General features: G+C 64.8%; 18 protein-coding genes. 1 reads left to right on the forward strand and 17 read right to left on the reverse strand.

Features of this window, described 5'->3' with window-relative positions; genetic code table 11:
- Positions 1-2: 2 nt before the first annotated feature.
- The 10 genes from BMX92_RS17640 to BMX92_RS17685 form a co-directional block, all read right to left on the reverse strand.
- Positions 3-1,052 (reverse strand): LacI family DNA-binding transcriptional regulator, encoded by a 1,050-nt coding sequence (locus tag BMX92_RS17640; protein WP_093018910.1) that lies wholly within the window; start codon positions 1,050-1,052, stop codon positions 3-5.
- 45 nt (positions 1,053-1,097) lie between these two features.
- The gene (locus tag BMX92_RS17645; RefSeq protein WP_093018912.1) at positions 1,098-2,063 is read right to left on the reverse strand and encodes a family 43 glycosylhydrolase; all 966 of its coding nucleotides are present in this window, start codon (positions 2,061-2,063) and stop codon (positions 1,098-1,100) included.
- Positions 2,060-3,247: an SGNH/GDSL hydrolase family protein gene (locus BMX92_RS17650; RefSeq protein WP_093018914.1), complete on the reverse strand. Its 1,188-nt coding sequence runs from the start codon at positions 3,245-3,247 to the stop codon at positions 2,060-2,062. Before BMX92_RS17650 ends, BMX92_RS17645 begins: the two co-directional genes overlap by 4 nt.
- 14 nt (positions 3,248-3,261) lie before the next feature.
- On the reverse strand, positions 3,262-4,773 hold the full coding sequence (locus BMX92_RS17655) for an MFS transporter (protein ID WP_093018916.1): 1,512 nt from the start codon (positions 4,771-4,773) through the stop codon (positions 3,262-3,264).
- A gap of 97 nt (positions 4,774-4,870) precedes the next feature.
- Positions 4,871-7,345: a glycosyl hydrolase 115 family protein gene (locus tag BMX92_RS17660; RefSeq protein ID WP_256213487.1), complete on the reverse strand. Its 2,475-nt coding sequence runs from the start codon at positions 7,343-7,345 to the stop codon at positions 4,871-4,873.
- A 25-nt stretch (positions 7,346-7,370) separates the two neighbouring features.
- Positions 7,371-8,486, reverse strand: a complete 1,116-nt coding sequence (locus BMX92_RS17665) for a beta-galactosidase BglB (protein WP_093018919.1) — start codon at positions 8,484-8,486, stop codon at positions 7,371-7,373.
- Positions 8,487-8,490: 4 nt separating this feature from the next.
- On the reverse strand, positions 8,491-11,478 hold the full coding sequence (locus BMX92_RS17670; RefSeq protein ID WP_093018921.1) for a glycoside hydrolase family 35 protein: 2,988 nt from the start codon (positions 11,476-11,478) through the stop codon (positions 8,491-8,493).
- 4 nt (positions 11,479-11,482) lie between these two features.
- Positions 11,483-11,797 carry an L-rhamnose mutarotase gene (locus BMX92_RS17675; protein WP_093018923.1) on the reverse strand — a complete coding sequence of 105 codons (315 nt, stop codon included), beginning with the start codon at positions 11,795-11,797 and terminating at the stop codon, positions 11,483-11,485.
- 81 nt (positions 11,798-11,878) lie between these two features.
- Entirely contained in the window at positions 11,879-13,390 is a 1,512-nt protein-coding gene (locus BMX92_RS17680) for a rhamnogalacturonidase (protein ID WP_093019079.1), read from the reverse strand.
- 5 nt (positions 13,391-13,395) lie between these two features.
- Positions 13,396-14,604 carry a rhamnogalacturonan acetylesterase gene (locus BMX92_RS17685; RefSeq protein WP_093018925.1) on the reverse strand — a complete coding sequence of 403 codons (1,209 nt, stop codon included), beginning with the start codon at positions 14,602-14,604 and terminating at the stop codon, positions 13,396-13,398.
- Between the two features lie 401 nt (positions 14,605-15,005).
- On the opposite strand from BMX92_RS17685, the gene BMX92_RS17690 reads away from it, so the two are divergent.
- On the forward strand, positions 15,006-17,975 hold the full coding sequence (locus BMX92_RS17690; protein WP_093018927.1) for a TonB-dependent receptor: 2,970 nt from the start codon (positions 15,006-15,008) through the stop codon (positions 17,973-17,975).
- Positions 17,976-18,172: 197 nt separating this feature from the next.
- Here the strand turns inward: BMX92_RS17690 and BMX92_RS17695 are convergent, their stop codons facing one another.
- The 7 genes from BMX92_RS17695 to BMX92_RS17725 form a co-directional block, all read right to left on the reverse strand.
- A complete protein-coding gene (locus BMX92_RS17695) occupies positions 18,173-18,946 on the reverse strand; it encodes an IclR family transcriptional regulator (RefSeq protein ID WP_093018929.1) in 774 nt (257 codons plus the stop codon).
- Positions 18,947-19,106: 160 nt separating this feature from the next.
- Complete coding sequence (pal, locus tag BMX92_RS17700) at positions 19,107-19,622, reverse strand: peptidoglycan-associated lipoprotein Pal (RefSeq protein ID WP_093018931.1); 516 nt, start codon at positions 19,620-19,622, stop codon at positions 19,107-19,109.
- Between the two features lie 95 nt (positions 19,623-19,717).
- Positions 19,718-21,052 carry a Tol-Pal system beta propeller repeat protein TolB gene (gene tolB / locus BMX92_RS17705; protein ID WP_093018933.1) on the reverse strand — a complete coding sequence of 445 codons (1,335 nt, stop codon included), beginning with the start codon at positions 21,050-21,052 and terminating at the stop codon, positions 19,718-19,720.
- Positions 21,049-22,059: a cell envelope biogenesis protein TolA gene (locus BMX92_RS17710; RefSeq protein WP_093018935.1), complete on the reverse strand. Its 1,011-nt coding sequence runs from the start codon at positions 22,057-22,059 to the stop codon at positions 21,049-21,051. Before BMX92_RS17710 ends, tolB begins: the two co-directional genes overlap by 4 nt.
- An 18-nt stretch (positions 22,060-22,077) precedes the next feature.
- Entirely contained in the window at positions 22,078-22,548 is a 471-nt protein-coding gene (gene tolR / locus BMX92_RS17715; protein WP_093018937.1) for a protein TolR, read from the reverse strand.
- Positions 22,548-23,252 carry a protein TolQ gene (gene tolQ, locus BMX92_RS17720; protein WP_093018939.1) on the reverse strand — a complete coding sequence of 235 codons (705 nt, stop codon included), beginning with the start codon at positions 23,250-23,252 and terminating at the stop codon, positions 22,548-22,550. The genes tolR and tolQ overlap by 1 nt, the downstream gene beginning before the upstream one ends.
- Positions 23,249-23,719 carry a YbgC/FadM family acyl-CoA thioesterase gene (locus BMX92_RS17725; RefSeq protein ID WP_093018941.1) on the reverse strand — a complete coding sequence of 157 codons (471 nt, stop codon included), beginning with the start codon at positions 23,717-23,719 and terminating at the stop codon, positions 23,249-23,251. Before BMX92_RS17725 ends, tolQ begins: the two co-directional genes overlap by 4 nt.
- Positions 23,720-23,806: the final 87 nt, after the last annotated feature.

Genomic DNA, 23,806 nt, shown 5'->3' on the forward strand with positions numbered 1-23,806 from the left:
GCTCAATGCCGCGCCGGCACCGCGTCCGACTGGCGACGGATCAGCTGATAATCCAGCTTCACCTTGCCGATAATGTCGCCCGCGCCATCCTCCCGGTTGCGGAACCGCATCGCCAGCAGGCCGATCGCCTCCCGGCTCATGTCGCGGATCGGCTGGCGGATGGTGGTCAGCGCCGGCCAGATCGCGGCGGCCAGCGGCGTATCGTCAAAGCCGCAAATGCTGATTTCCGCCGGCACGTTGATCTTGCGCTGATGCGCGACGGTGATCGCGGCCGCGGCCATATCGTCATTGCAGGCGAAGATGGCGGTCGGCCGCGCCTCCAGCCCCATCAATTGCTCCGCCGCATCCAGCCCCGACCGATAGCTATAGTCGCCCGGCACGATCAGCTGCGCGTCCAGTTCCAGCCCATGGTGAATCAGCGCGTCGCGAAACCCCTGCAATCGCCGCGCGCTCGACCGGTGGCGGGGATTGCCCTCGATGAAACCGATCCGCTGATGCCCCAGCTCGATCAGGTGCCTGGTCAAATCATAGGCGGCATGGCGGTCGTCGGTGCCCACGGTCAGCATGTCCGGCCCGTCATGGTCCGGCGCGATCGCGACGATGGCGATGTCGCGCGCCCGCAGCCCCTCGATCAGTTCCGCCCAGTCGCACAGCGGCGGCGGCAGGATCACGCCCGCCACATGGCCATGGGCGACCTGATCGACGATTTCCTGCGCGAAGGCGCCCGGCGCGCATTGCTCGACCACCAGATGCAGGTGCCGTTGCGGCGCTTCGCTCAGCGCCCCCAGCAACAATTCGCCCAGATAGGCCGAAGTCGTGCTGTTGCTGTGCAACAGGGCGACCCGGTGCTGCGCGCTGCCGGCCAGCGCCCGGGCGGAGGCATTGGGGATATAGCCCAGTTCCTTGACCGCCAGTTCCACCGCCCGCTGCGCCTTGGCGCTGACCAGCGCCTTGCCGTTGATCGCGCGCGACGCGGTCATGATCGACACGCCGGCGCGGGCGGCGACCTCCTTGATCGTGGGGGGCTTTTTCTTCGGGTCGCTCTTCTGCATCCCCACCTCCCTAGCCGCTTTTACAGCCAAGGAAAATCGGGTGATTCAGGGGATCAGGCGAACATGGGTCGGCGTCTCGCGATCGACGCTGATGACGCCATCCTTCTCCGTCAGTTCGGCTATTTGCAGTACGCTGCGCCGCTTCCAGTCGGGATTGGCTTTCGCCTCCTCCTCGCCCTCCTGATGGACGAAATAGAGAATATAGGCGCGCTTGCCCGCCACGATGATGTCGGGATGCTGCCCCTTCGCCCGGTCGGTCGGCTGTAAGCCCGGCGTCGCAAGAATATGCCCCGGCTGCGTCGTCCAATGTTCGCCATCGTCGGACCGCATCACCAGCAATCCCTTCCACGCATCGGAAATCAGCCAGTATCGCCCCTTCCATCGAAAAGCCTTTGGCCCTTCGCCCGGCGTCTGGGTCAGCCGTTGTCCGACCGTCCAGTGGATCAGGTCCGGGCTGTCGGCGGTGACGATCGCCTTATTCTGCTGCTCATCGTTGAAGAACAGGCGATACCCACCTTTAGGCAGCGCCAGCACGCTCGCGTCGATCACCCGGTCGGACCCCAGCTCCAGCCGCGCGCCACAGGTCCATTGTTTCAGGTCCGGGCTGGTCAGATGAACGATGAAGCGCGGCGCGTTCCAGTCGCGATAGATGCCCGGCACCACCGTCAGCCACATATGCCATTGGCCCGCCAGCCACTGCACTTCGGGCGCCCACAGCGTCTCGCCGGTGCAGGTCTTGGGAATATCGGCCGTCCTGCCATAAGACCAGTGCGCGCCATCCTTCGACTGCGCCACGCCGATCGCGGTGCCATGCACCCAGCGCACATCCTTGGCATCGTCCATCGGCAAATCGGCGCGCCGGTTGGTGTAGAACATCACCCATTCGCCCGTCTTGCGATCCCGCACGGTGGAGGCGTCGGCCGCCCCGTCATGCACCGGATCGCGGAACAGCGGCTTGGGCGCGATCGGGCCACCGGCCGCTGCCGCCATCATCAGCAGCGCCGTGATCATCGCAGCAGCCCCAGGTCGACCGCATCGGCCATCATGCGGAAACCCGCATCATTGGGATGCAGCGCATCCCCCACATCATAGGGCTTGGCCATGCGCGCCGGATCGGCCGGATCGGCCACCGCCTTCGCCAGATCGACATGGCCATCGGCTTCCTTGGTGCTGCGGATCCAGTCATTGACCGCGATCCGCACCGCCTCGCCCTGTTCGCTCCAGTAACCGGCCCCCTTATAGGGCAGGATCGTCGCCAATATCACCTTCACGCCCCGATCATGCGCCCGCGCGATCATCTGGCGATAGGCGCCGATCAGCTCGTCGCGCGTCGGGATCGGCCGTTGCTGGGCAAAGGCGCTGCCAATGTCATTGACGCCCTCCAATATCACCACATGGGTCACGCCCGGCACCGCCAGCACATCGCTGTCGTATCGGGCGAGGGCGTTGTTCCCATCGCCTTCGGACAGCAGCCGGTTGGCACTGATCCCGGCATTGGCCACCCCCACGGATCGCCGTCCGGCCTTTTGCAAACGCTCCGCCAGCAGGTCCGGCCAGCGCCGGTTGCTGTCAGGCGTTGCTCGCACGCCATCGGTGATCGAATCGCCCAGCGTGACGATGGTCGTCCCGGCCTTGCGATTATCCACCTCGACACCCGACAATATGATGCGCGGGCCGATGATCGTCGGCGCGTTCAGGCTGGTCGCCCCGCTCTGGTCGCCCGGCGCGGTCCAGCCGGTCGCGGCGGAATAGCTGTGCACCGTCGCATCCGGCGCGCCTTGCGGCAGGTGGATGCTGATGGTCAGGCGGGTCAGCGGCTTCACCGGCATGGCGATCGGATCGCTCAGCATCGGCGCGCGCGTCGGCACGGTCGCGCCCTGCGCCCCGTTGAAGGTCACGACATGGTCCGACCCCGGCAGGATCGCGCCATCCTCGCCCGCCAGCGCGACATGCACCGCGCCCAGCAGCAGCGGCTGGGTCGACATTTCGTTCGACAGGCGCAGCCGGATGCGCGTCCCGCCGCTGCTGATCCGCACCACCTGCCGCAGCGTGCGGTCCTTGAGGTCAGGCCGCTTGTCGACCGGCGCCTTCGATGCCAGCGGCGCCGCCATCCAGCTACGCGACCAGCCTTCCGCCTGCACCGGCGCAGCGGCCAGCGCCAACAGCATCACCACCGGTCCCGCCATAGTCCGCATCACGCCCGTCTCCCTCATTGCGCCGCCGATCCGGCCACCGGGTTGTTGCCCCACAACCGGTCATAGCGCCAGCCTGACAGATCCTCGACCACATGGGCCGCGCCCGCCGAACTGGGGGTGCGCGCGCCACTGCGCAGATGCTCGATCTCGCGCATCAATATCTCGTGGGTCGCCGGGCTGAGGCGAAAGCGTCGGGACACCAGGATGCCGAACATCAGGCACCCGACCGTGCCGACCCCCAGCAGCAGGGCCATGGTCAGGATCGCGCCATCGCTCTGCACCGGCGCGCCGGACAGGAATCCGCCAGCCTGCATGATGAAGCCCACGCCCGCCACGGCCGCCGCCTGTGTCGCCTTGCGCACGAAGGTCATCACCCCGGCAAAGCTGCCCTCGCGCCGCTGGCCGGTCACGATCTCGTCGACATCGGCCATATAATTATAGGTCGCCCAGGGAATATAGTTCAGCGCCCCGCGTCCCAGTCCCACCAGCACGATCGGCAGCCAGATCCACGGCGACGTCGCCGGCACGCCCAGCAGCCACAGAGCCAGCAGCGCGAACACCCCGACCGCGAAGTCGGCGGCCGCGACCTGATAAGCGCGCGAAGGCGACGCCCGCAGCGCCAGATTGATCGCGATGATCACCGCCACGAACTGGACGATATACATGGTGCCCAGCAGCCCGGCGGCGATCGCGGTCGATCCCGCCAGCGCGAAGATAACGAAGAATGTGAAGGCCGCGTTGAAGATATCCTGACTGATATAGCCGCCCAGATACATGCCCAGATGCAGTCGGAACGCCCGGATGCGCATGGTGGAAAAGAGATTGCGATAGAGCGCCTTCAGCGCCTGCCCGGCCCCGCCGGCTTCGGCCCGCGCGGGCACCGCCTCCAGCGCGCCGGGCATATGCCGTTCCCAGCTGAACAGATAGAGCAGCCCGGCCGTCACCATGAACAGGGCCGCGAAGATCATCCCCATATAGAAGAAGGTGTCGGCGCTGTCCCGGCCCAGCGCATTGATCAGCCATAGCGGCAGGAAACCGGCGAGGATGGCCGATGCCTGTCCGAACAATATGCGCGACCCGGCGAATTTCGCCTTGGTGCGATAGTCGCTCGACATTTCCGCCGCCAGCGTCTCGAACGGGATGATCTCCATCGCATAGACCAGCTCGAACAGCACATAGCTGACGAGATAATACCAAAATCCCTGACCCGGCAGCCACATCAGCGCGAAGCTGGGCAACAGGGGAATGGCGGCCAGAATGAAGAAGCGCCGCCGCCCGAATTTCCGCCCCAGCCAGGTCGAGCCGAAATGATCGGAAATATAGCCGATCATGGGTGAGGCGAAGGCGTCCAGGATGCGCGCCACGGCAAAGATCGTCGCCGCCTGTCCCGCGCTCAGCCCGCAAAATTGGGTGTAGAAGATCAGCACCCAGCCCGAAATGACCGCCATAGATCCGGCGCCCAGCACATCGTTGGAGCCATAAGCGAGATAATTTTGCAGGCGGACCGGTCGGGTGGTTTCAGACACGTGCTATCTCATCCTCGCCTTGGAATGCGCCTGCGATTCTTATCGTCCGGCACGGCATTAAATGCCACATAGTGGACTTCTATCACGCAATATGAAATTAATGCAAGGTGGGATCGGCGTCCACAGGCAGGAAGCGGATCGCCTCGACCCTCACTCCGCTGTCCTGCGCATCCAACCCCACCAGATGCTGTCCGCCCGCCACGTCTTCCGGCAGGGTCAGGCTCAGCCGATTGTCCAGCACCCCCATCGCCCAGTCGCGATTGCCGGTTTCCCGCGCCGCCTCCAGCATCTGCACCCGCCCGTCGATATGCAGCATCAGCCGCAGCGGATCGCCATCCCGGTCGGCATAGGCGGGCAGCAGGTCCACCACCATCCGCCATCGCCCGGCGGGCAGGGTGACGCTCGCTGTCGCGCTCCCGCCCTTGCCGGTCGTCGCCAGCAAAGAACCCTGCCGCCCCAGCCCGTCAACCAGTCGCCAGCCTGCCCCCGCTACAAAATCGCGCGGCGCAACAACTGTCTCCTTCGCCGTCTCTTTAGCGAACGCCTTCGGCGCGGCCACCGGCGCAACCGCATCACCCGGTGGCAGGATCGGCGGCGTCAGCCGATAGCTGCGCCATTGCCCGTCGGCTGGCTCCATCGCCATCATCCCGCGCCATTTGCCGCCCGCAACATCCCGATTATAGCGCCGGGTCAGCGCCGCCAGCGCCTCGTCCGCACCATGGGCGATCGCCCCGCGCCGCGTCGCTTCCGCCATATCCGTGTCGCGCAGCCGGTCATGCGCCTCCGCCGCGAAGAAGCGCCGGTTCGCCGCCGCCGAAGCCAGCACCGGATAGCCCACCAGTTCGAACCAGGCATCGCGCCGCGCCTCTGGCACCAGCTTCTCGATCCGCGCCGCCTCCGCCGCCATCGCCCCGAACGCGGCCAGCCGCTCGTCTGCCTGCGGAACCGTCAGCGGGCTTGGCCGCGCCTTCTCGCCCGGCAGATAATATTGCAGATGTTCGGGCCGCCGCTCGAAATTCAGCCGATGATAATCGCGCAGCACCGTCGCGATCGGCGCCGCCTGTGCCGCATCGATCGTCTCGGCCGCCCATTTCTCCACAAACTTATCCACAGCCTGTCCCCGGATCTTATCCACATCCCAGGCCAGGCTCAGAAAATAGTCGGTGGCCAGTTCGGCGGGCTTCAGGTCGCCGACATTGGCCACCCACATATGCCGCGCGCCCTTGTCCCAGGCCCGGCCCATCTCCTCCCGGATCAGCGCCGGCGGCGTGGTCGACAGCCACAGATAGGATAAAGGCGCGCCCAGATAGGACAGATGATAATAGACGCCCGATCCGCCCTTGCGCGCGCGTTCCGCCGCATCGGGGAAATGGCGGATATAGCCGAAATTATCGTCCGGCCACATCAGCGTCACATCGTCCGGCACCTTCAGCCCGGCGCGATAGACGTCCAGCACTTCCTTATAGGGGGTGAATATCTGCGGCGCGTCGCCGATTCCTGCCTTGCCCAGCATCTTCCGCTGGTCGGCGAAGATGCGCTCCAGCGTGGCGCGCCGCTCCTCCACCGTGGTCGGCCCCACCATCCCGCTGTCGTGAATGCCCCGCATCCCCAGCGTCCAGATGCTCTCATAGGCCGCGTTGGTCCCGACCCGCTCCGCCCAGTAGCGGCGCACCCCATCGGGATTCTTCAGATAGTCGAAATCCGCCGCCGGCGCGGTCCATTCGCCCACATTGTTGCGCAACATCGGCTCGGCATGGCTTGATCCCATGACGATGGCATAGCGGTCCGCCAGCGCCGCATTGGACGGATTGGCGTTGAACGGCGCCGTCACCTTGTGCATCGCGGGCCACAACAGATTCGCCTTCAGCCGCAACAACAGTTCGAAGACCTTTTGATAGGTCTTTGGTCCCAAGGGTGTCTCGCCCGGCGCATGGGCGCCCGCCGCCCAGGGGACCAGCCCCCAATCCTCGTCATTCAGGAAGATGCCGCGATATTGCACCGATGGCGGACCAAAGCGCCGCGTGCCCCGCGCCACATAGAGTGCATCCCGGTGCAGCGGCGCGACATCTGCCCACCAGTGCCAGGGCGACACTCCGATCGCGCGCGACAATTCATAAGCGCCATAGGCCGTGCCGCGCCGGTCGCTGCCGATGATCAGCAACGCGCGCGCCACGCCCGGCGCGGGCCGCTCCACCGGCACGATCAGGAAGCTCTCCCACGCGCCCTTCAACTTGCTGACGTCGATCCGCCGCGCCGCCACCAGCCGGTCGATCGCGGCATTGCGGCCCAGCGTGCCTATCCACAACTGCGCCGCGCCACCCTCCCGCGCGCCCGTCACCGCTTCTATGTCGGTGCGCAGGTCCGCGGCGGCGATCCGCACCACGTCATGATCGGCCGGGTCGGTGACGATCCGTGCCGCCTGTCCATCCGCCGCCAGCGCAAAGTCGCCGACCTGCGCCTTGTCATGCACCCATGTCCCGGCCAGCGCAGGCGCGCCGCACAAAAATGCCGCCAGCCCGATCAGGCCGGCGGCACCTCTGGGCAGAAAGCGAAAGAGGCACAGTCCTTCCACAGCCGTCCCCTCGTCGCCACCCGTCTCAGATATAGGTGCGCAGGAATTCGCCCAACGCACAGATGGCCAGGCTCTGGCCATAGGGCATGGAGGTCAGCGCAATATCCTTGTAGAATTGCTGGGTGTCGCCCATCGCGGTGCCAAAGCTCACCTGCTGCAACTCGCCCGCCGCGTCGATATTGGCCAGCACGCCACGCACGGCCTTGATCCCGACATCTTCATAATGGCGCGGAAGATAGCCCTTCCGCACCGCCTTGAGGATACCATAGGCAAAACCGGCGGTGGCGGATGCTTCCAGATAGCTGGTCGGGTCGACGATCAGCGTATGCCACAGGCCGGTGTCCGCATCCTGCGTCTCGGCCAGCGTCTTCACTTGCGCCGCCAACGTGTCGATCAGGAAAGTGCGGAAGAAATCGCCTTCCGGCAGGTCCAGTATCTCGATGATTTCCGGAATGGCGATCGTCACCCAGCAATTGCCGCGCGCCCACAGCGCCTCGGCAAAATTATGCCGACCGTTAAAGTCCCAGCCATGGAACCACAAGCCCGTCTTCGTATCGAACAGATATTTGATATGGACCAGGAACTGCCTTTTGGCTTCCTCGATATAAGCCGGGCGGTTCAGCAGCAGGCCGATCTTGGCCAGCGGCAGCACCGACATCATCAGTGTGTCGTCCCACATCTCGCCGGGATTCACATCATTATAGACGATATGCTGGAACCCGCCCTCTTCGGTCTTGGGCAGGCCGTCCGGCGCCATCAGCCATTCGGCCCAGATATCCAGATAGGGGATGTAGCGCGGGTCCGGCTCATGCTCGTACAGATAGGCCAGCGTGATGAACGGGGCCATGGTGTTGATATTCTTGGTCGGCGTGCCTTCGGCAAAACGATCCTCGAACCATTGTTTGATGATCGTCAGCGCCTTCTGGTCGCCGGTCTGCTCATAATAGCGCCACATGCCGAACAGGCCGACGCCATGGGTCCATTCCCATCCGGCCCATCCCTTGGTGTCGATGATGCGGCCGTCTTCCAGATGCAGCAGGAATTCGCCCGTCTCGTCCTTGATATTGACCAGATTGTCCATCAGCCGGTCGATGGCTTCCACCACCGCGCCGCGCGGGACATCATGATTGAGAGCGGCCACTAATTTACTCCTTGAGGTCTGAAGGTGCAGAGGGGGCGGTAACCATCTGCACTGGCAGACCGCCTTTCACATTATGCAGGGTGACGAGGCGCACGGTTTCGAGCGCATCGCCGGGCGCGCCGTCGGACGTGACCGCCAGCGCGACATGATTGCGGCCCCTGTGGTTCAGGATGCCTTCGGGAATGGGGAAGGTGCGTTGCGGCCCGACATGGGCGACGAACTGCCCCATATTCCAGCCATTGACGAAGATCAGCACGCGGTAACGGACCGGCGATCGCGGCTTGCTCGCATCGCCGAAGCTCAGGCCAATGGTGGCATCCTGCCCCTTGGGCACGTTCAGCGCAAAGCTGGTGCGATACCAGTTCGTCCCCGCATCGGCCTGCGTCGTCGGCACGCTGGCCTTGGCCCAGCTCCGGTCATCGAAGCCCGGCAGGTGCCAGCCCATCCGCTCGCCATATTGGCCGCCATTGTTGGCCGGGCCGCGCGCCGGATCGGGCAGGGTTTCGCCACCCTGCTTGCCCTGAATCTTCCACTGGATCGGCACCGCGAAGCTGCGGCCGCTCGGCCCGCCCTCCAGCGATGCAGAGATCAGTCCGCGCGCTTCCTTGTGGAAATCGTCGCTGTCCAGATCCCAATTATGGCCATTGTTGCGGACCATGACGGAGAGCATATGCTCCCCGCTCTGCGCCGCTGCGGGCAGGGGGAAGCGCGCCGTGCCGGTCGTGATGGGGCGCGGCAGGCCGCTGGGCGTTTCCGCCTCGCCCACAAACTGCCCGTCGACAAAGGCCTGCACCAACCCCGCGCCGCCCGCACCATAATAAAGCGACAGCGCCCTGGCGTCCGGCGTCCCGGTGAAGCGCCCGCGATACCAGACATCGCCATCATGAAAGCCATAGGCGTCCATGCTCATATTGGGCTGTCCGTCCGGCCGCGCGGTGGTGCTGGCATAGGGGCGCTGGTCGATCGCCTGCCATTTGCTGTCGTCAAAGGCCGGATCGGTTTCCGGCGATCCCTTCGCCATGCGCCAGTCGGTCAGGACGGGCAGGGCAATGTCCGCCGGCCCGGCCAGCGGCTTGACGGCAACCAGATGGCCCGCGCCGCCCGCCTTCGTCGCGATCGCCGCGCCATTCCAGGTCAGGGATCGCACGGCTCCCGGCGCCCAGACTTCCAGCGGACCTTGCGCCGCCATGTCTCCGGTCAGCGCCAGCGTGCCGCCTTTGACCGTCGCGCTGCGTACCAGCGCCGGCCCGCGCACCAGCGCATCGCCCTGCCGCCAGTAGAGCGCACCCTCGGCTTCATCCGCCAGAATCAGCGTCAGCGCCGGTCGCCCGCCACCCTCGATCCGCAGCACAACGCGGCCCTGATGGGCGTAATCGATCTTCAAATCGCCCTTTGCCGCGTCGAACGCGCTGGTCGCCTGACCCTCCAGCACCGTCACCGTCGGTGCGGAGGCATAGCGCAGCACCGTCTCGCCCGGCTCCCCCGCCCGGCCATAAAGCAGCATCACGCCATCCTGCGACGATTGCAGTTCGGACGTCGAATAGACCAGCCGCTGCCCGTTCAGCTTCACGCCCGCGACCAGCCATTTCGCGTCGAAGCCGTTCAACTGCATCGGCACAGTGTAGCGCCCGTCGGGCAGGTCGGCAGTGAAGCGGAAAGCATCGTTCGTCTGCCCGTTGGACGGCTTGTGCGTCACCATCAGGAAGCGCGCGTCCGTCTCCGGGCTCTTATTGTGATAGATCTGGATATCGGGCGATGAAATCGCCACCGGCCCGGCCGGGACCATCCCCGCCAGATCGGGGACGGACGCGATCAGTCCGCCCAGTTGCTTCATCTCCGCCGCCTTCTCGCGCAATTCGCGCGGCTCGGAAATGGCCGACCCATAATCATAGCTGGTGAACACCACCGGCGCAGGCAACCAGCCCCAGCTTGTGCCGCCATAGGTCATGTAGAAGCTCTGGATGCCGATCCCGTTGGCCAGATTGGTGCCATAGAAGACCCGCTGGAACCGCTTGCCGCGCTGGATCGCGTTGCACTCATAGCCGCCGTTCGATCCCCAATAATCGAACCAGCCGCCACCGAACTCTGCCAGAAATCCGGGCGTGTCAGGGGAGGCGGACGCACCCCCCTTCGCCCCGCCCGGACCATAATAGCCCCAGTCGGGCGCGGCCACGTCGCGGGTCGGCTTGCCCTCCACCGTACAGGTGCCGCCGGGATAGCCGTCAAACGCATACATGTCGTTGGGGCCGGTCACGACCTTGTCGATCTTGCTGCTGTCCGGCGTCCAGTAGCCGTTGCGCCCCTGATCATTGTGGAACAGCGGCACGGTGATGCCGTCGGCCCGCGCCTTGGCATAGAGATGGTCCATATAGCGCCGCTGCGCCGGCGTGGTCAGCGCCAGCTCATTTTCGATCTGGTGCAGGATGACGCCATATGTGCGTTTGGGATCGGCGTTGATCTGATGCTTCGCCACGATCGCATGGATATGCGTCAGCCACTCGTCCACCGCCGCCAGATAGGCCGGATCGTCGGTCCGGGCGCGGGCGCGCTGGTTGACCAGCCAGCCGGGAAAGCCGCCGCGCGACAGTTCCGCATTCACATAGGGGCCCGCGCGGGTGATGACATAGAGGCCTTCTTCCTCCGCCATGGTCAGCAGCCGGTCGATGTCGCGGATACCGCTAAAGTCGTACACGCCCTGTTTCGGGCTGTGATAGCCCCAGTCGAAATAGAGGGCGACCGTGTTGAACCCGCTCGCCTTCATCTTTTGCAGGATATCGCGCCATAGATCGGGGGAGGGCAGGCGGAAGGGGTGGAATTCCCCGCCCCACACCACCAGCCGCTTGCCATCGATCATCAGCGACCGGGCGTCATAGGACACACGGCCGAATGTCTTGACCGGAGCAGCCAGATTGGCGGTAGGCTTCGCCTGCTGCGCCAGCGCCGGGGTGGCGAGGGCAGTGGCGATCAGCAGGGCTGGCATGAACGCGCGCATCGGCTCAATCCATGTGGAACAGCAGGGGGAGCGGCCATTCCTTCGGCTGGTTGCCGGGCTGCACCTCCATCAGCGGCGCCATATAGTCCCACCAGCGCTGCATCACCGGATGGCCGGGCAGCGTGTCGCGGCTATTATCCTCGCGCAGCTTCAGCACCGCGAACAGGCTCAGCGTCTCTTCGTCCAGAAAGATCGAATAGTCGTAAATGCCCGCTTCCGTCAGCAGGGCGGACAGTTCCGGCCAGATTTCGTCATGCCGCTTGCGATATTCGTCCACCACGCCGGGCTTTAGCTGCATCTTGAAGGCATGGATGGACATATTCTCTCCCCTCGCTCCCGGTCGTTAAACCATATTGTGGAACGTTCTACCTATATTTGGTAACACTGTCCCATATGTTCGTCAACGCCAGAGCGGCGTGTTCCGCACCGAAAAGCGCTGCACATCCTCCAGCACAAGGGGCGGTCGTTGGTCTGCCGTCATCGTCTCGGCGGTCAGCCGGTCGATCGTCAGCCCCTCCGCATGCCGCGCCCACAATGCCCAGCCCGGCAGTACGCCGAACATGCTGGGTTCGGGATAGGCGTCGGCCAGTTCCGCCGGCACCCGCGCCGCATCCGCCGCCGTTCCGCCACCGCGATAGGCCAGATGCACGTCGCGCAGGGTTATGTCCCGGATCGGATGGCCCGGCAGCCCGGCGATCGCGGCGGGAAAGCGATGGTCTATCCCGCGCGCATCCACTTCGCTGATCCTCACGTCCCTGATCGCGCCGATGCCCGTCCCCTCCGGCCCGCGCCGCCGGTCGCCCAGCCGCAGGAACAGCGGCGCGGTCGTCACGTCCCGCATGGTCAGGCCGCGCGCGACGACATGCTCCATCACCCCGCCGTCCACCGTCTCCAGCGCCAGCCCACGGCAGCGGGTGAAGCGGCAATCCTCGATCCGCACATTGCGATATCCGCCATTGCTCTCGGTGCCGAGCTTGATACGGCCCGTCACCCGGTCCCGGTCCGGCGCGATCTCCTGGGTCATGCGCTTCGTCCCGTCGATCAGCGACCCCATGTCATAGCCCGACACGTCGCAGTCGCGGATCAGGATATTCTCCGCCGCGATGGCCCGGCCCAGCGCATGGCTGCTCTTGACCACGATCCCATCATCATTGGGCGAATTGACCCGGCAACGCTCCACCAGCACGTCGCGCACGCAATCCAGGTCGATGCCGTCGCGCTCCGTGTCGATGGTCAGCCCGTCGATCCGCAGGTCGCGCGTGCCCGTCGCCAGGATCGCGAAATGCCCGCCTTTCAGGATCGTAAAGCCCGACAATCTGATGTCGCGCCCATTTTTCAGCGCGATCGCCTTGTTGCCCAGTCCCTGCATCGCGGCGGCATCCGGTTCCAGATGGCCGATCTCCGCCGCGCTCATCCCCTGCATCGACAAGGGCCGCTCGCCCGCCTGTTTCTTCCAGCGCGCGCCCGGCCCATCGCGGGTCAGGCCGATCCCGTGGATCAGCCCCGGCCCGATGATCGCTACCTGCTCCACATCCTCGCCCCAGATCAGGCTGTTGTGCCAATGGCTATGGCCGAAATCCTGATAAAGCTGCTCGATCCCCGCTTCGGGCAGGTCATAGCGTCCGGCATGGCGCGCCGGATCGGCCGCCTCGATCACCGCACCCTCGCTCAGCAACAGCGTGACCCGACTCTGCAAGCGGATCGAAAAGCACAGATAGCGCCCGCGCGGCAGGATCACCGTGCCACCCCCAGCGCGGGACGCCGCCGCGATCGCCGCATTGATCGCGTCGCTATCGATCGCCACGCCATCGCCGCGCGCCCCGAAGTCGCGCACATCCTGCCGACGTGCGGCATGGACCGGAAAGGGCAGGGCGGCCAGCGCCAGCCCTATCGCTACATCGCGGCGACTCATCCGCATCAATTGCCTGCCGGCCGCTGGTCGCTTCGGATCAGACTGGGGGCAATGGCTACGGCGCTGGCGGCTGGCGGCCGATCGGGCACGAAAGCCGGCATCGTCACATGCGCCGCCAGATCCGGCACCTGCGCCCTGATCCGTTCCGCCACCGCGCTGGCCATCAGCCAGGCGCCATAATTGTCATGATGCGTCTTGTCCCTGCCGCCATCGTTGAAGGCGGTCGGCGCCACTTCCGGCCCCAGCGCTTCATAAATGGCCCGGCTATCGGCATTCAGGTCGATCAGCGGCACGCCATCCTCCGTGGCGACCTTGCGTACCGCCGCCGCATAGGCGCCCAGCGTGTCGCTGATCTTCCCCTGCGCATCGAAATTGCGCCGTTCGGGGGATGTCACCAGCACCGGATGCGCCCCGCGCCGCCGCGCTTCGGCCATGTAGGCGCGCAGATAGGCGGGATAGGTCGTCGCCGGATCGGCATAGGTTTGCGGCCATTCCGCCTTCTGGTCATTATGGCCGAACTGGATGAACAGCCAGTCGCCCGGCTTCATCCCCGACAGAAGCTTGTCGAATCGCAGGTCGGTCAGGAAGGATTTCAGTGTCGCGCCCGACTTGGCATGATTGGCCACCACGATCTTGTCGTCCAGCATCGCGGGCAGCATCTGGCCCCAACTCGCCGCCGGCTCGGCATATTGGTCTGTCACGGTCGAATCGCCGGCCAGAAAGACGGTCGGCGCCGTCACCGGTTCGATCCGCACCGATTGGACCGTCGGCCGGCCCAGAAATTCCAGCGTCAGCTTCTCGTCCCACGTATATTCCTGCGCATCCCGCGCATCGATCCGCACCTTGTCGCCGCCCGGCGCATTGGCGGGCGGCGGGGCCAGTGCCGGGGTACGGATATTGACCAGGAAACTATGCTCGATCGTCTCGCCCCGGCGGGTGATGACATGGTTCAGCATCAGCCGCCGGGCCTCGGCCTTGACCGTCATGTTGCCTGCCTGGCGCCGGTCGCCCAGCCGCACCGTCACCCGATAGTCGCCTTCGGGCAGTGCCACGGAAAACAGGAAAGCCTGCGCGTCGCCGCCCGGCTCCATGCCATGGCCGCCTTTCTCATACAGGCGCTGCCGCTCGGCCGACTGAGGGCGCAGGTCGAAGCTCTGCGTCGCAGGCAGCGACGCGGCGGTCAGCATCAGCGCAAGGGCGGGGGCGATCGGCATCAGGACAATCCGAAAGAGGCAAAAATAAGGGGAGCGCCACGGAGTCGCAGCGCTCCCCTCAGATCAACCGCCCGTGCAGGGGCGTGTCGATCTATATTCCCTCTAAATAATCCCATTGTCCATATAGAGGGATAAATAATCTCGTTCATGATAGCGGACCTCCCGACACCAGCCGTCCGGGCAAGGCCAATCGGCAATCTGCCGCCGAGTGGGATATCAGCAATGGCGGAACGCACCACAGCCGGACCCCCTAAAAATGATCCACATTGTGAAATCGAAAATCACATGATGATTTTTCTGGCAATTGTCCGGCCAGCGTTATAGGATGACACAAGAGTTCACATAGTGGAACATTCAGGCCGCCACCCGATGCGGGGGCGACCGTGCATAGGGGAGGATATATGATGTCTTTGCGTTCCGCGTTCGCTCGCCGCAGTTCGGCCCTCGCGATCGCCTCTACCCTCCTGGTCGCCGCACCGGCACTGGCGCAGGATCAACCTGCCGCCGCCCCGCCCACGCCGCAAGCGGATCAGCCCGCCGATCAGGCAACGGCCGATATCGTCGTCACCGGCTTCCGCGCTTCGCTCAACAGCGCGCTCGGCATGAAGCGTAACGAGGCCGCCGCCGTCGATTCGATCGTGGCGGAGGATATCGGTAAATTCCCCGACTCCAACCTGGCTGAATCGATGCAGCGCGTGCCTGGTATCGCGCTGGCCCGTGGCGACGGCGGCGAAGGCCGCAATATCTCGGTCCGTGGTCTTGGCGCCGGCTTCACCCGCGTCCGCATCAACGGCATGGAAGGCACGTCGCAGACCGGCTCGTCGGATATCTATGGCGCGGGCAATAATGGCCGCAGCTTCGACTTCAACGTCTTCCCGACCGAAATCTTCTCGGCCCTCTCGGTGCGCAAGACCACCTCGGCCGATGTCGAGGAAGGCTCGCTCGGCGCCACCGTCGACCTTTCCGCGCCCAAGCCGATGGACCAGAAGGAGGACTTCGTCCTCGCCGCCACGATGCGCGGCGTCTATAATGAGCTGTCGAAAAAGGCCGATCCGCGCGCTTCGCTGCTCATTTCCAAGAAGTTCGGCGACAGCGGCTTCGGCATCCTCGGCTCGGTCGCCTATCAGAAGCGCAACCTGCGCGAAGTCGGCTATTCGGCGGTGGATATCCTGTCGGCCAACACCAATGGCGGCTTCTGCTCGCCGCTGGGCGCGCCGATCAACACCGCCGGCCAGACGGCTGCGCAGCTTGAAACACGGGGCGTGACCGCCGAAAATTGCAGCACCGGCAATCCGCGCACCAGCGATGCCGCCGCCTATCAGACGATCCAGGATCTGCGCCGGGACGATCTGCCGGGCGTTGCGGGCAGCGGCGCCTTCCTGCCGCGCCTGCCGCGTTACCTCAACAGCCAGCAGAAGCAGGAACGCATCGGCGGTTCGCTGACGCTTCAGTTCCAGCCCGACGATGAAACCGACATCTCGGTCGATTTCCTCTATTCGCGGTTCGAAGTGACCCGTCGCGACAATTATATCGCGGCCGTCTCCTTCGCCCGCAACGCCTCCAACCTCGGCCAGCCGATGACGTCGGTGCGGGACATTGAGTTCGATGACAATGGTTCGCTGGTCTATGGCCTGTTCGACGGCGTCGACGTCCGGTCCGAAGGGCTGGTCGATCACTTCGTCTCGACCTTCAAGCAGGCCAATATCAACTATAAGCGCCAGTTGAACGACAGCCTCGAAGTCAGCGGCATCGTCGGCTTCAACCAGTCGGTTTGGGACGGCAAGAGCCGCCTTCAGACCTTCATGGATGCCATCGACACCGACGGTTTCTCGATCGATTATCGCGATGGCGGCTCGACGCCCAAGCTGGGCTTCGGCGTCGACGTCAACAATCCCGCCAGCTTCGCCTACGCGCCGACCGTCAACGGCACGGTGCGTGGCGGCTTCAGCTTCCAGGGCAAGCCGTCGAAGAACACCACCGACAACATGACCGCCGAAACGAACCTGAAATGGACGGTCAGCGACGCCGTCACCATCCGCGGCGGCGCGCAATATCGGCGCAGCGACTTCCTCTCCACCTTCCTGCGCCCCTATAATGCCGACACCGTCGTGCGCGATCTGCCGGCCGGCACCACCCTGGCCGACATTACCACCACCATCAGCGGCGTGGACAAGCTGTGGGGCAATGGCGCCCCGTCCAGCTGGGTGGCGATCGACCCGGCGAAATGGGCCAGCACCTTCGGCTTCGACGATGTCCGCTATTGCGGGGTGGAATGTGGCGGTGGCCGCAGCCGGGTCCGTGAAGAGGTGATGAGCGGCTATCTCATGGCCAATTTCGACCTCGAAAACGCAATCGGCTTCGGCGTACGCGGCGATGTCGGCGTGCGTTACGTCAAGACGGACATGTCCTCTTCGGGCTATATCGCGGTGGCCGCCGCCAGTTCGCCGACCGGCCTGACCGGCCAATATGCCGCCGCGAAGAACAGCTATGACGACTGGCTGCCCTCGGCCAATATCGTGATCGAACCGATCGACAACCTCCTTGTCCGCTTCTCCGGCGCAAAGGTTCTGGCCCGCCCGGAACTCGGCCTGCTGACCCCCACCAGCGGCGTCAATCCCGTCACGCGCGTCGGCAACATCAACAACCCGTTCCTGGACCCGATCCGCGCAACCACCTTCGACGTCGCCCTGGAATGGTATTTCCGCCCCGGTTCGCTGCTCTCGGCTGCCTTCTTCTACAAGGATATCAAGAGCTTCATCCAGAATGTGAACAGCCAGATTCCCTTCAATCAGCTGGGTCTGCCTGTTGCGCTGCTGGAAAACAGCAATACCTCGCCGGAGGAACTGTTCACCGTGTCGCAACCGTTCAACACGCCGGGCGGCAAGCTGAAGGGCATCGAGCTGAACGCCCAGATTCCCTTCACCTTCTTCGACGGGTTCCTGAGCAATTTCGGTGTTCTGGCCAACTACACCCATGTCACCTCGAAGATTAACTACATCCTCGCCAGCGTGAACGGCACGCCGACCGTGACCACCACGGCGGACCTTGTCGGCCTGTCGCCCAACACCGCGTCGGCCACGCTCTATTATGAGGATGATAAGTTCTCCATCCGCACGACCGGCAACTTCCGCGACCAGTTCATCCGCGGCATCCCGGCTTCGCCCGGCAGCGACCTTCAGGGCAACGCCAAGACCTTCTACATGGACGCCTCGGCCAGCTACAATGTCACCGACCGGCTGAAGATCATCGTGGAGGCGACCAACCTGACCGACGAGCAGAACCGCCTCTATATCGACAGCCAGCGTCAGGACACTTTGTTCGAAACCCGGATCGGCCGCACCTTCACCTTCGGCGTGACCTACCGGATGTAATTCCTTTCTCCCCCCAACTGGAGGGCGCGGTCAGGCAACTGGTCCGCGCCCTCATTGTTTGGGGATTCTGTCCTACCCGGCACACGCGGCTTATGGTGCCGGACAGGATATCAGGCCGGGTAAGATAATATCCAACATTTGATCGAAAATGTCGAAATGCGCGGGAAATATGCGAAGCTAAGCGCGACAAATCCTATTCAGCGCGGCCCGCTATAGCCTACGGCGGCGCTGATCTGCTCGGCCGATCGCATCACCTGCTCGGCCAGCGCCGGGCGGACATCGTCGGTCAGATAATGGGCTGCGCTGGCAATCGATATGGCGACGCAGATCTGCCCCTTGGCATCGCGCACCGGCACCGCGATCGACCGCACGCCATCGCCCAGTTCGCTGTCATGCAGCACCTCGCCTTGCGCCTTGTGCGCACGCATTTCCTCGACATAGGCGGCAATTTGCGGCGCGCTGGCCTTGCCATTTTTCGCCTCGACATAGAGGCGTTCCCACGTACCTTCTTCCTCGTCCAGCAACAGCGCCTTGCCCAGACCCGTCTCGGCGATCGGCCGCCGGTCGCCCGGCGCGGTCGCGACGCGGAGCCGCTGCGTGCCCGTCACCCGATCCAGATGGCGCGACCAGTCGCCCTCGCGCTTGCCGATGAACACGCAGAAGCCGGTACGTTCGGACAACAACTCCATGAAGGGGCGGGCCACCCGCACATAATCGATCTGCTCGGTCGCCAGCACGCCCAGCTGCAACAGCTTGGGGCCGAGCGCGAAACCATCCCGCGTCACCGACAGATAGCTGCGCGATTTCAGCGCCTGCACCAGCCGGTGCGCCGTCGTCTTGCTCATGCCCAGCTTGCGCGCCAGATCGGCGGCGCGGATCGGTCCGTCAATCACCTCGTCCATGATGTCGAGCGCGCGCATCAGCGTCTGCGTACCCTTCACCGTTTCCTGCTTTTCGTCGCCGTCCTGCATCTTGTCCTACCCTGATCGCACCGGCTTGGTGGTGCGTCCCATATATAGGAAATGCTATCGGCCAGTTTGGGCGGATTGTCAGCTTCTTTGTTGGCGCCCACGAAAAAGCCCGCCGGTCACGCGACCGGCGGGCTTTTTCGTCATCAAAGGCGCGAAGCCCTCAATATTGGATGGTGACAGTCACCGCGCGGCGATTCTGCGCCCAACTGGCTTCGTCCGATCCCAGCGCCGCCGGCCGTTCCTTGCCATAGCTGACGGTGGTGATCCGGCCCGCGTCGATCCCCAGCGAGGCGAGGTAATTCTTGGCTGCATTGGCGCGGCGTTCGCCCAGCGCGATATTATAGTCGCGGGTGCCGCGTTCGTCGGCATGGCCTTCGATCGTCACGCGGACCGACGGGTTCTGCTGCAACCAGGCGGCCTGGCTCTGCAACGTCGCCTGATCCTCGGCATCGACATCATATTGGTCCAGGCCAAAGAAGATGCGGTCGGACGAGACGGAGGCCACGAAATCCTCCTGGCTGCCCTTGCGCGGACCGGTCTGCCCGGTGGGGCCGCTGGGCACGGTCGTACCGCTGGTGCCGCCGGGGGCGGGGGGAAGTTCGGCCGGCGGCTTTTTCGAGCAGGCGGCAAGCGCGATGATGGCGGTGGCCATGACCACGGTCCGGGACAATTTCATCGGGGTCTCCTTTTTGCGCTGTCAGCCGCTGGTAGGAACGGGGACAGGGTCCGTGAGTTTCGTTACGCTGTCAAGACGATTAGGTTCCGTAGCGGTCAGGGCAACAATGGCCCCCAGGCCGGGTCGGAACCGCTCAGCGGCGTCGGGATGCGTCGTTCGTTCACGCCCGTCAGATCGACCTGCCACACCTGGCTGCTGCCCTGCTTGCCGGGCGTCGTACGGAAGAATTGCAGCACACGGCCATTGGGCGACCAGGTCGGCTGTTCATCCTGCCAGCCATTGGTCAGGATGCGCTCATTGTCGCCGCTGGGCGTCATCACTGCCACCTTGAAGTCGCCCGACAGCTTGGTGAAGGCGATCAGGTCGCCGCGCGGGCTCCATTCGGGCGTCGCATAGCGGCCGCCGCCATGGCTGATCCGCCGCTGGTTGGAACCGTCGGCGTTCATGACATAGATTTGCTGCCCGCCCGACCGGTCGCTTTCGAACACGATCTGCCGGCCATCCGGCGAATAGCTGCCGCCCACGTCGATGCCGGGCGATGTCGTCAGCCGCACCGGCGCGCCGCCATTGGCCGACACGCGATAGATATCGGTATTGCCGGCAACCGCCATCGAGAAGAGAATGTTGCGGCCATCGGGCGACCAGCGCGGCGCGAAGGTCGTGTTGTTGCTTTCCGTCACCAGCTTCTGCTGCCCGGTGCCGATGTCATAGATATAGATGCGCACCCGGCTGCCCAGATAGCTCACATAGACGATCGACTTGTAATCGGGCGAGAAACGCGGCGTCAGCGCGATCGACTGGCCATTGGTGATGAAGCGGTGGTTGGCGCCGTCGCTGTCCATGATGGCCAGCCGCTTCACGCGATTCCCCTTGGGGCCGCTCTCGGCGATATAAGCGATGCGGCTGTCGAAGAAGGGGCTTTCGCCCGACAGGCGGGCATAGATGGCGTCGGCGCATTTATGCGCGGCCCGGCGCCAGTCGCGTGGGCTCACGACATAGCCCTGCCGCGTCAGTTCCTGATGCAGCGCCACGTCATACAGGTAACAGCCCACGGTAATGTCCGCCTCGCCGCCGGTGGTGCGCACGAAACCCTGCACCAGCGCCTGATAGGCATTCCATTTGTCATAGACCGGGTTCGTCACCTCGGGGAAGGCGACCGCGGGCATGCCGCCCGGCCCCGACGGATCGAACAGGCCGGAGCCTTTCAGGTCCGAAGCGATCACTTCGGCGATCTTGCGGCCCAGTTCGCTGGCGGTGCCGGCCGGTGTGGCGACATCCTGCTGCGCGGGCAGGGTGGGCACCGCGATCTTCAGATTGCTGTCGATATTGCCGGTCACGTCGACCGACAATTGCGCCATGGCGGGCGCAGCCAGCGCGACCGCGACCATGCCGGCAGCCAGCGTCAAACGGCGAAGGAGTGTCTTGGTCATCGTGCTTTCCTCGCATCCACTCGTAGCTTGAGCCACTTCCATTGTTCATAATATTCGGGGGGCAGGTTGCGGAATGGCGATGCCGCCATCACGGCCTGGATCGCCCGCTCCTTATACACGGAAACCTGCGGCCGGTTGCTCGCCGTCTCCCCCTGCACGTCGATGACGGTCGGTTTGCCGAGAACACGCCCGTTCTGGTCCAGCTTAACGTCCAGCAACGCCACAAGTTGCTCGACATCCGCGCCCGACGGCAGCCGCAGATGCGGATAGATTTGCTCGCTGATCACCCGATCCAGCGCCGCCTTCTGCTGCGGTCCCATGGCCGCGGCCGGTGGTGGGGCGGCCTTGCGCGGCGCATCTGAGCTGGTGTCGATGCCCTTCAGGAAATCCTTGCCCAGCAACGAACCCTTGGGCTTGTCCGCCTTGCCCTGGCCGGATGCGCGCGCGGGTGCATCCGCCTTCGTCTTGGCATCGCTCTTGCTCGACTTGGCTGGCGCGCTCGCCGCCGCTTTGGGCTTGTCAGGCGCAGGCTTCGCCTTGGCCGCCGGCTTTTCGGGCGCGGGCTTGGCCTTGGGCGCCGGTTTTTCCGGTGCCGGCTTCGGCTTGGCCGGGGTCTTGGCGACCTCCTTCTTGGGCGGCGCCGGCTTTTCCCTGGGCTTGGGCGGCTGCTCCTTCACCACCGGCTTGGGCGGCGGCGGGGCAGGGGTGGGTTTCGGCTTGGGCGGCGCAGGTGTCGGCTCCGGCTCGGGCGCCGGTTCGGGCAGGGGCGCGGGCTTGGCGTCCTCCGTCGGTCCCTGCTCCGGCGCAACGCTGGGCGGGGGCGGCTGGGTCGACACTTGCGGCGCCGTCGATTGCAGCGCCACCTCGTCCACCAGGTTCACGTCCATCGGCGGCGACTTCAGCTTCAGCGGATTGGGAGTGGCCAGGAAACCGGCCGACAGCAGCCCGAACAGCAGGACATGTCCCACCGTCGCGACGCCAAGGCCGATTTTTTCCGCACGATTCATATGGCTGACCTATGGCCCCTATTCTGAACTGCCGCTGTCCGCACCCGCGCCGGACCCGGCATCGGTGCTGACCAGCGAAACCTTGTTCAGGCCCGCCCGGTTGAGCTCACCCATCACCCGCATCACCCGGCCATAATCCAGCGCGGTATCGGCGCGCAGGAAGATTTGCGGCGGCTCGGGCTGACCGGCATGGGCCGATGCGATCTCGGCGAAGCGGTCGGGCAGGTCGGCATCGCTCACCTGATCCTCGTTGATGAACAGGCCGCCGTCGCGGTCGATCGACACGACGGTCGGCTTGGCATCCTGATCCAGCCCCTTGGCGCGGGTTTCGGGCAGGTTCACCGGCACGCCCGTCACCAGCAGCGGCGCGGTCACCATGAAGATGATCAGCAGCACCAGCATGACGTCGACCAGCGGCGTCACATTGATGTCGGCCATCGGCGCACGCCCGCGCCCGCGACGGCCGGAAGGAGGGCCGGACATCGCCATCAGCGTTGGGCCTCCAACTCACGGCTGAGCGTCGAATAGAAACCATCGGCAAAGCGCGTCAGCCCTGATTCCAGCCGGTTGATGCCATGGCTGAAGCGGTTGTAGGCGATGACCGCCGGGATCGCCGCGAACAGGCCGATGGCGGTGGCGAACAGCGCCTCAGCAATGCCCGGCGCCACGACGGCGAGCGAACTATTCTGCTCCGCCGCGATCGACGTGAAGGCGCGCATGATGCCCCACACCGTGCCGAACAGGCCGACGAAGGGCGCGACCGACCCGATCGTCGCCAAGATGTTCAGCCGGTCGGAAAGCCGGTCGATCTCGGCCGCGATCGCGCTCGACATGGCGGTCGACAGGCGGTCGCGCGTGCCGTCACGGTCGATCACGCGCTGCGCGGTCGACCGGCGCCATTCGCCGACGCCTGCCGCCATTACCTTGGCAGCAGGAAAATCGGTCTTGCCGCGCGATTCATAGAAGCGGTCGATATCTTCCGCCTTCCAGAAATCCGCCTCGAACTTGCGGCTTTCCTTGTTCGCTTTGCGCAGTGTGACGCTGAAGCCGACGATCATGGCCCAGGTCCAGATGCTGGCCAGCAACAGGCCGATCATCACCCCTTTGACGACGATGTCGGCCTGCAAAAACAGGGCGAGGGGAGAGATGGTCGCGGCGTCGGTCATCGCGCCGGCAGGCAGGTTGAGGGTCATGGGTGGATGTCTTCCCCTTGGAGCAGGCGAGTGAAAATGGCGGTCCAGGCCTTGGGCTGTCGCTGCGGGCGACCCTGCGGCGTCAGCCAGGCGACGGTGACGGTGGCGTCGGTCAACTGTTCCTCGCCGCGCATGACTGACTGATGAATGGAACAGCTTGCCGCGCGCACATCGGTCACGCGGCTGACCACCATCAGGTCGTCGTCCAGCCGGGCCGGGCGGCGATAGCGGATATGGAGGTCGGTGACGGCATAGACGCCGTCGCCCGCTTCATGATTGCCGCGCTGGTCGATCCCGGCGATGCGCAGCATGTCGGACCGGGCGCGCTCCATATAGCGTAGATAATTGGCGTGATAGACCAGACCCGACAGATCGGTATCCTCGAAATAGATGCGCAGCGGGAAATGATGCACGGCGGCAAGGAAGCGTCCGGTCGCCGGCGCTGGCATCAAATCGAAAACGGGCATGCCGGGCTTTTAACCATGGCCGCCGCGCCGCGCAAAGCCGGAAATGATGGGAATGTGCGCATTCCGTCCTTCCTGCCCCTTCGCACC

This window comes from Sphingobium sp. YR768, from assembly GCF_900111125.1.
Taxonomy (GTDB): Bacteria; Pseudomonadota; Alphaproteobacteria; order Sphingomonadales; family Sphingomonadaceae; genus Sphingobium.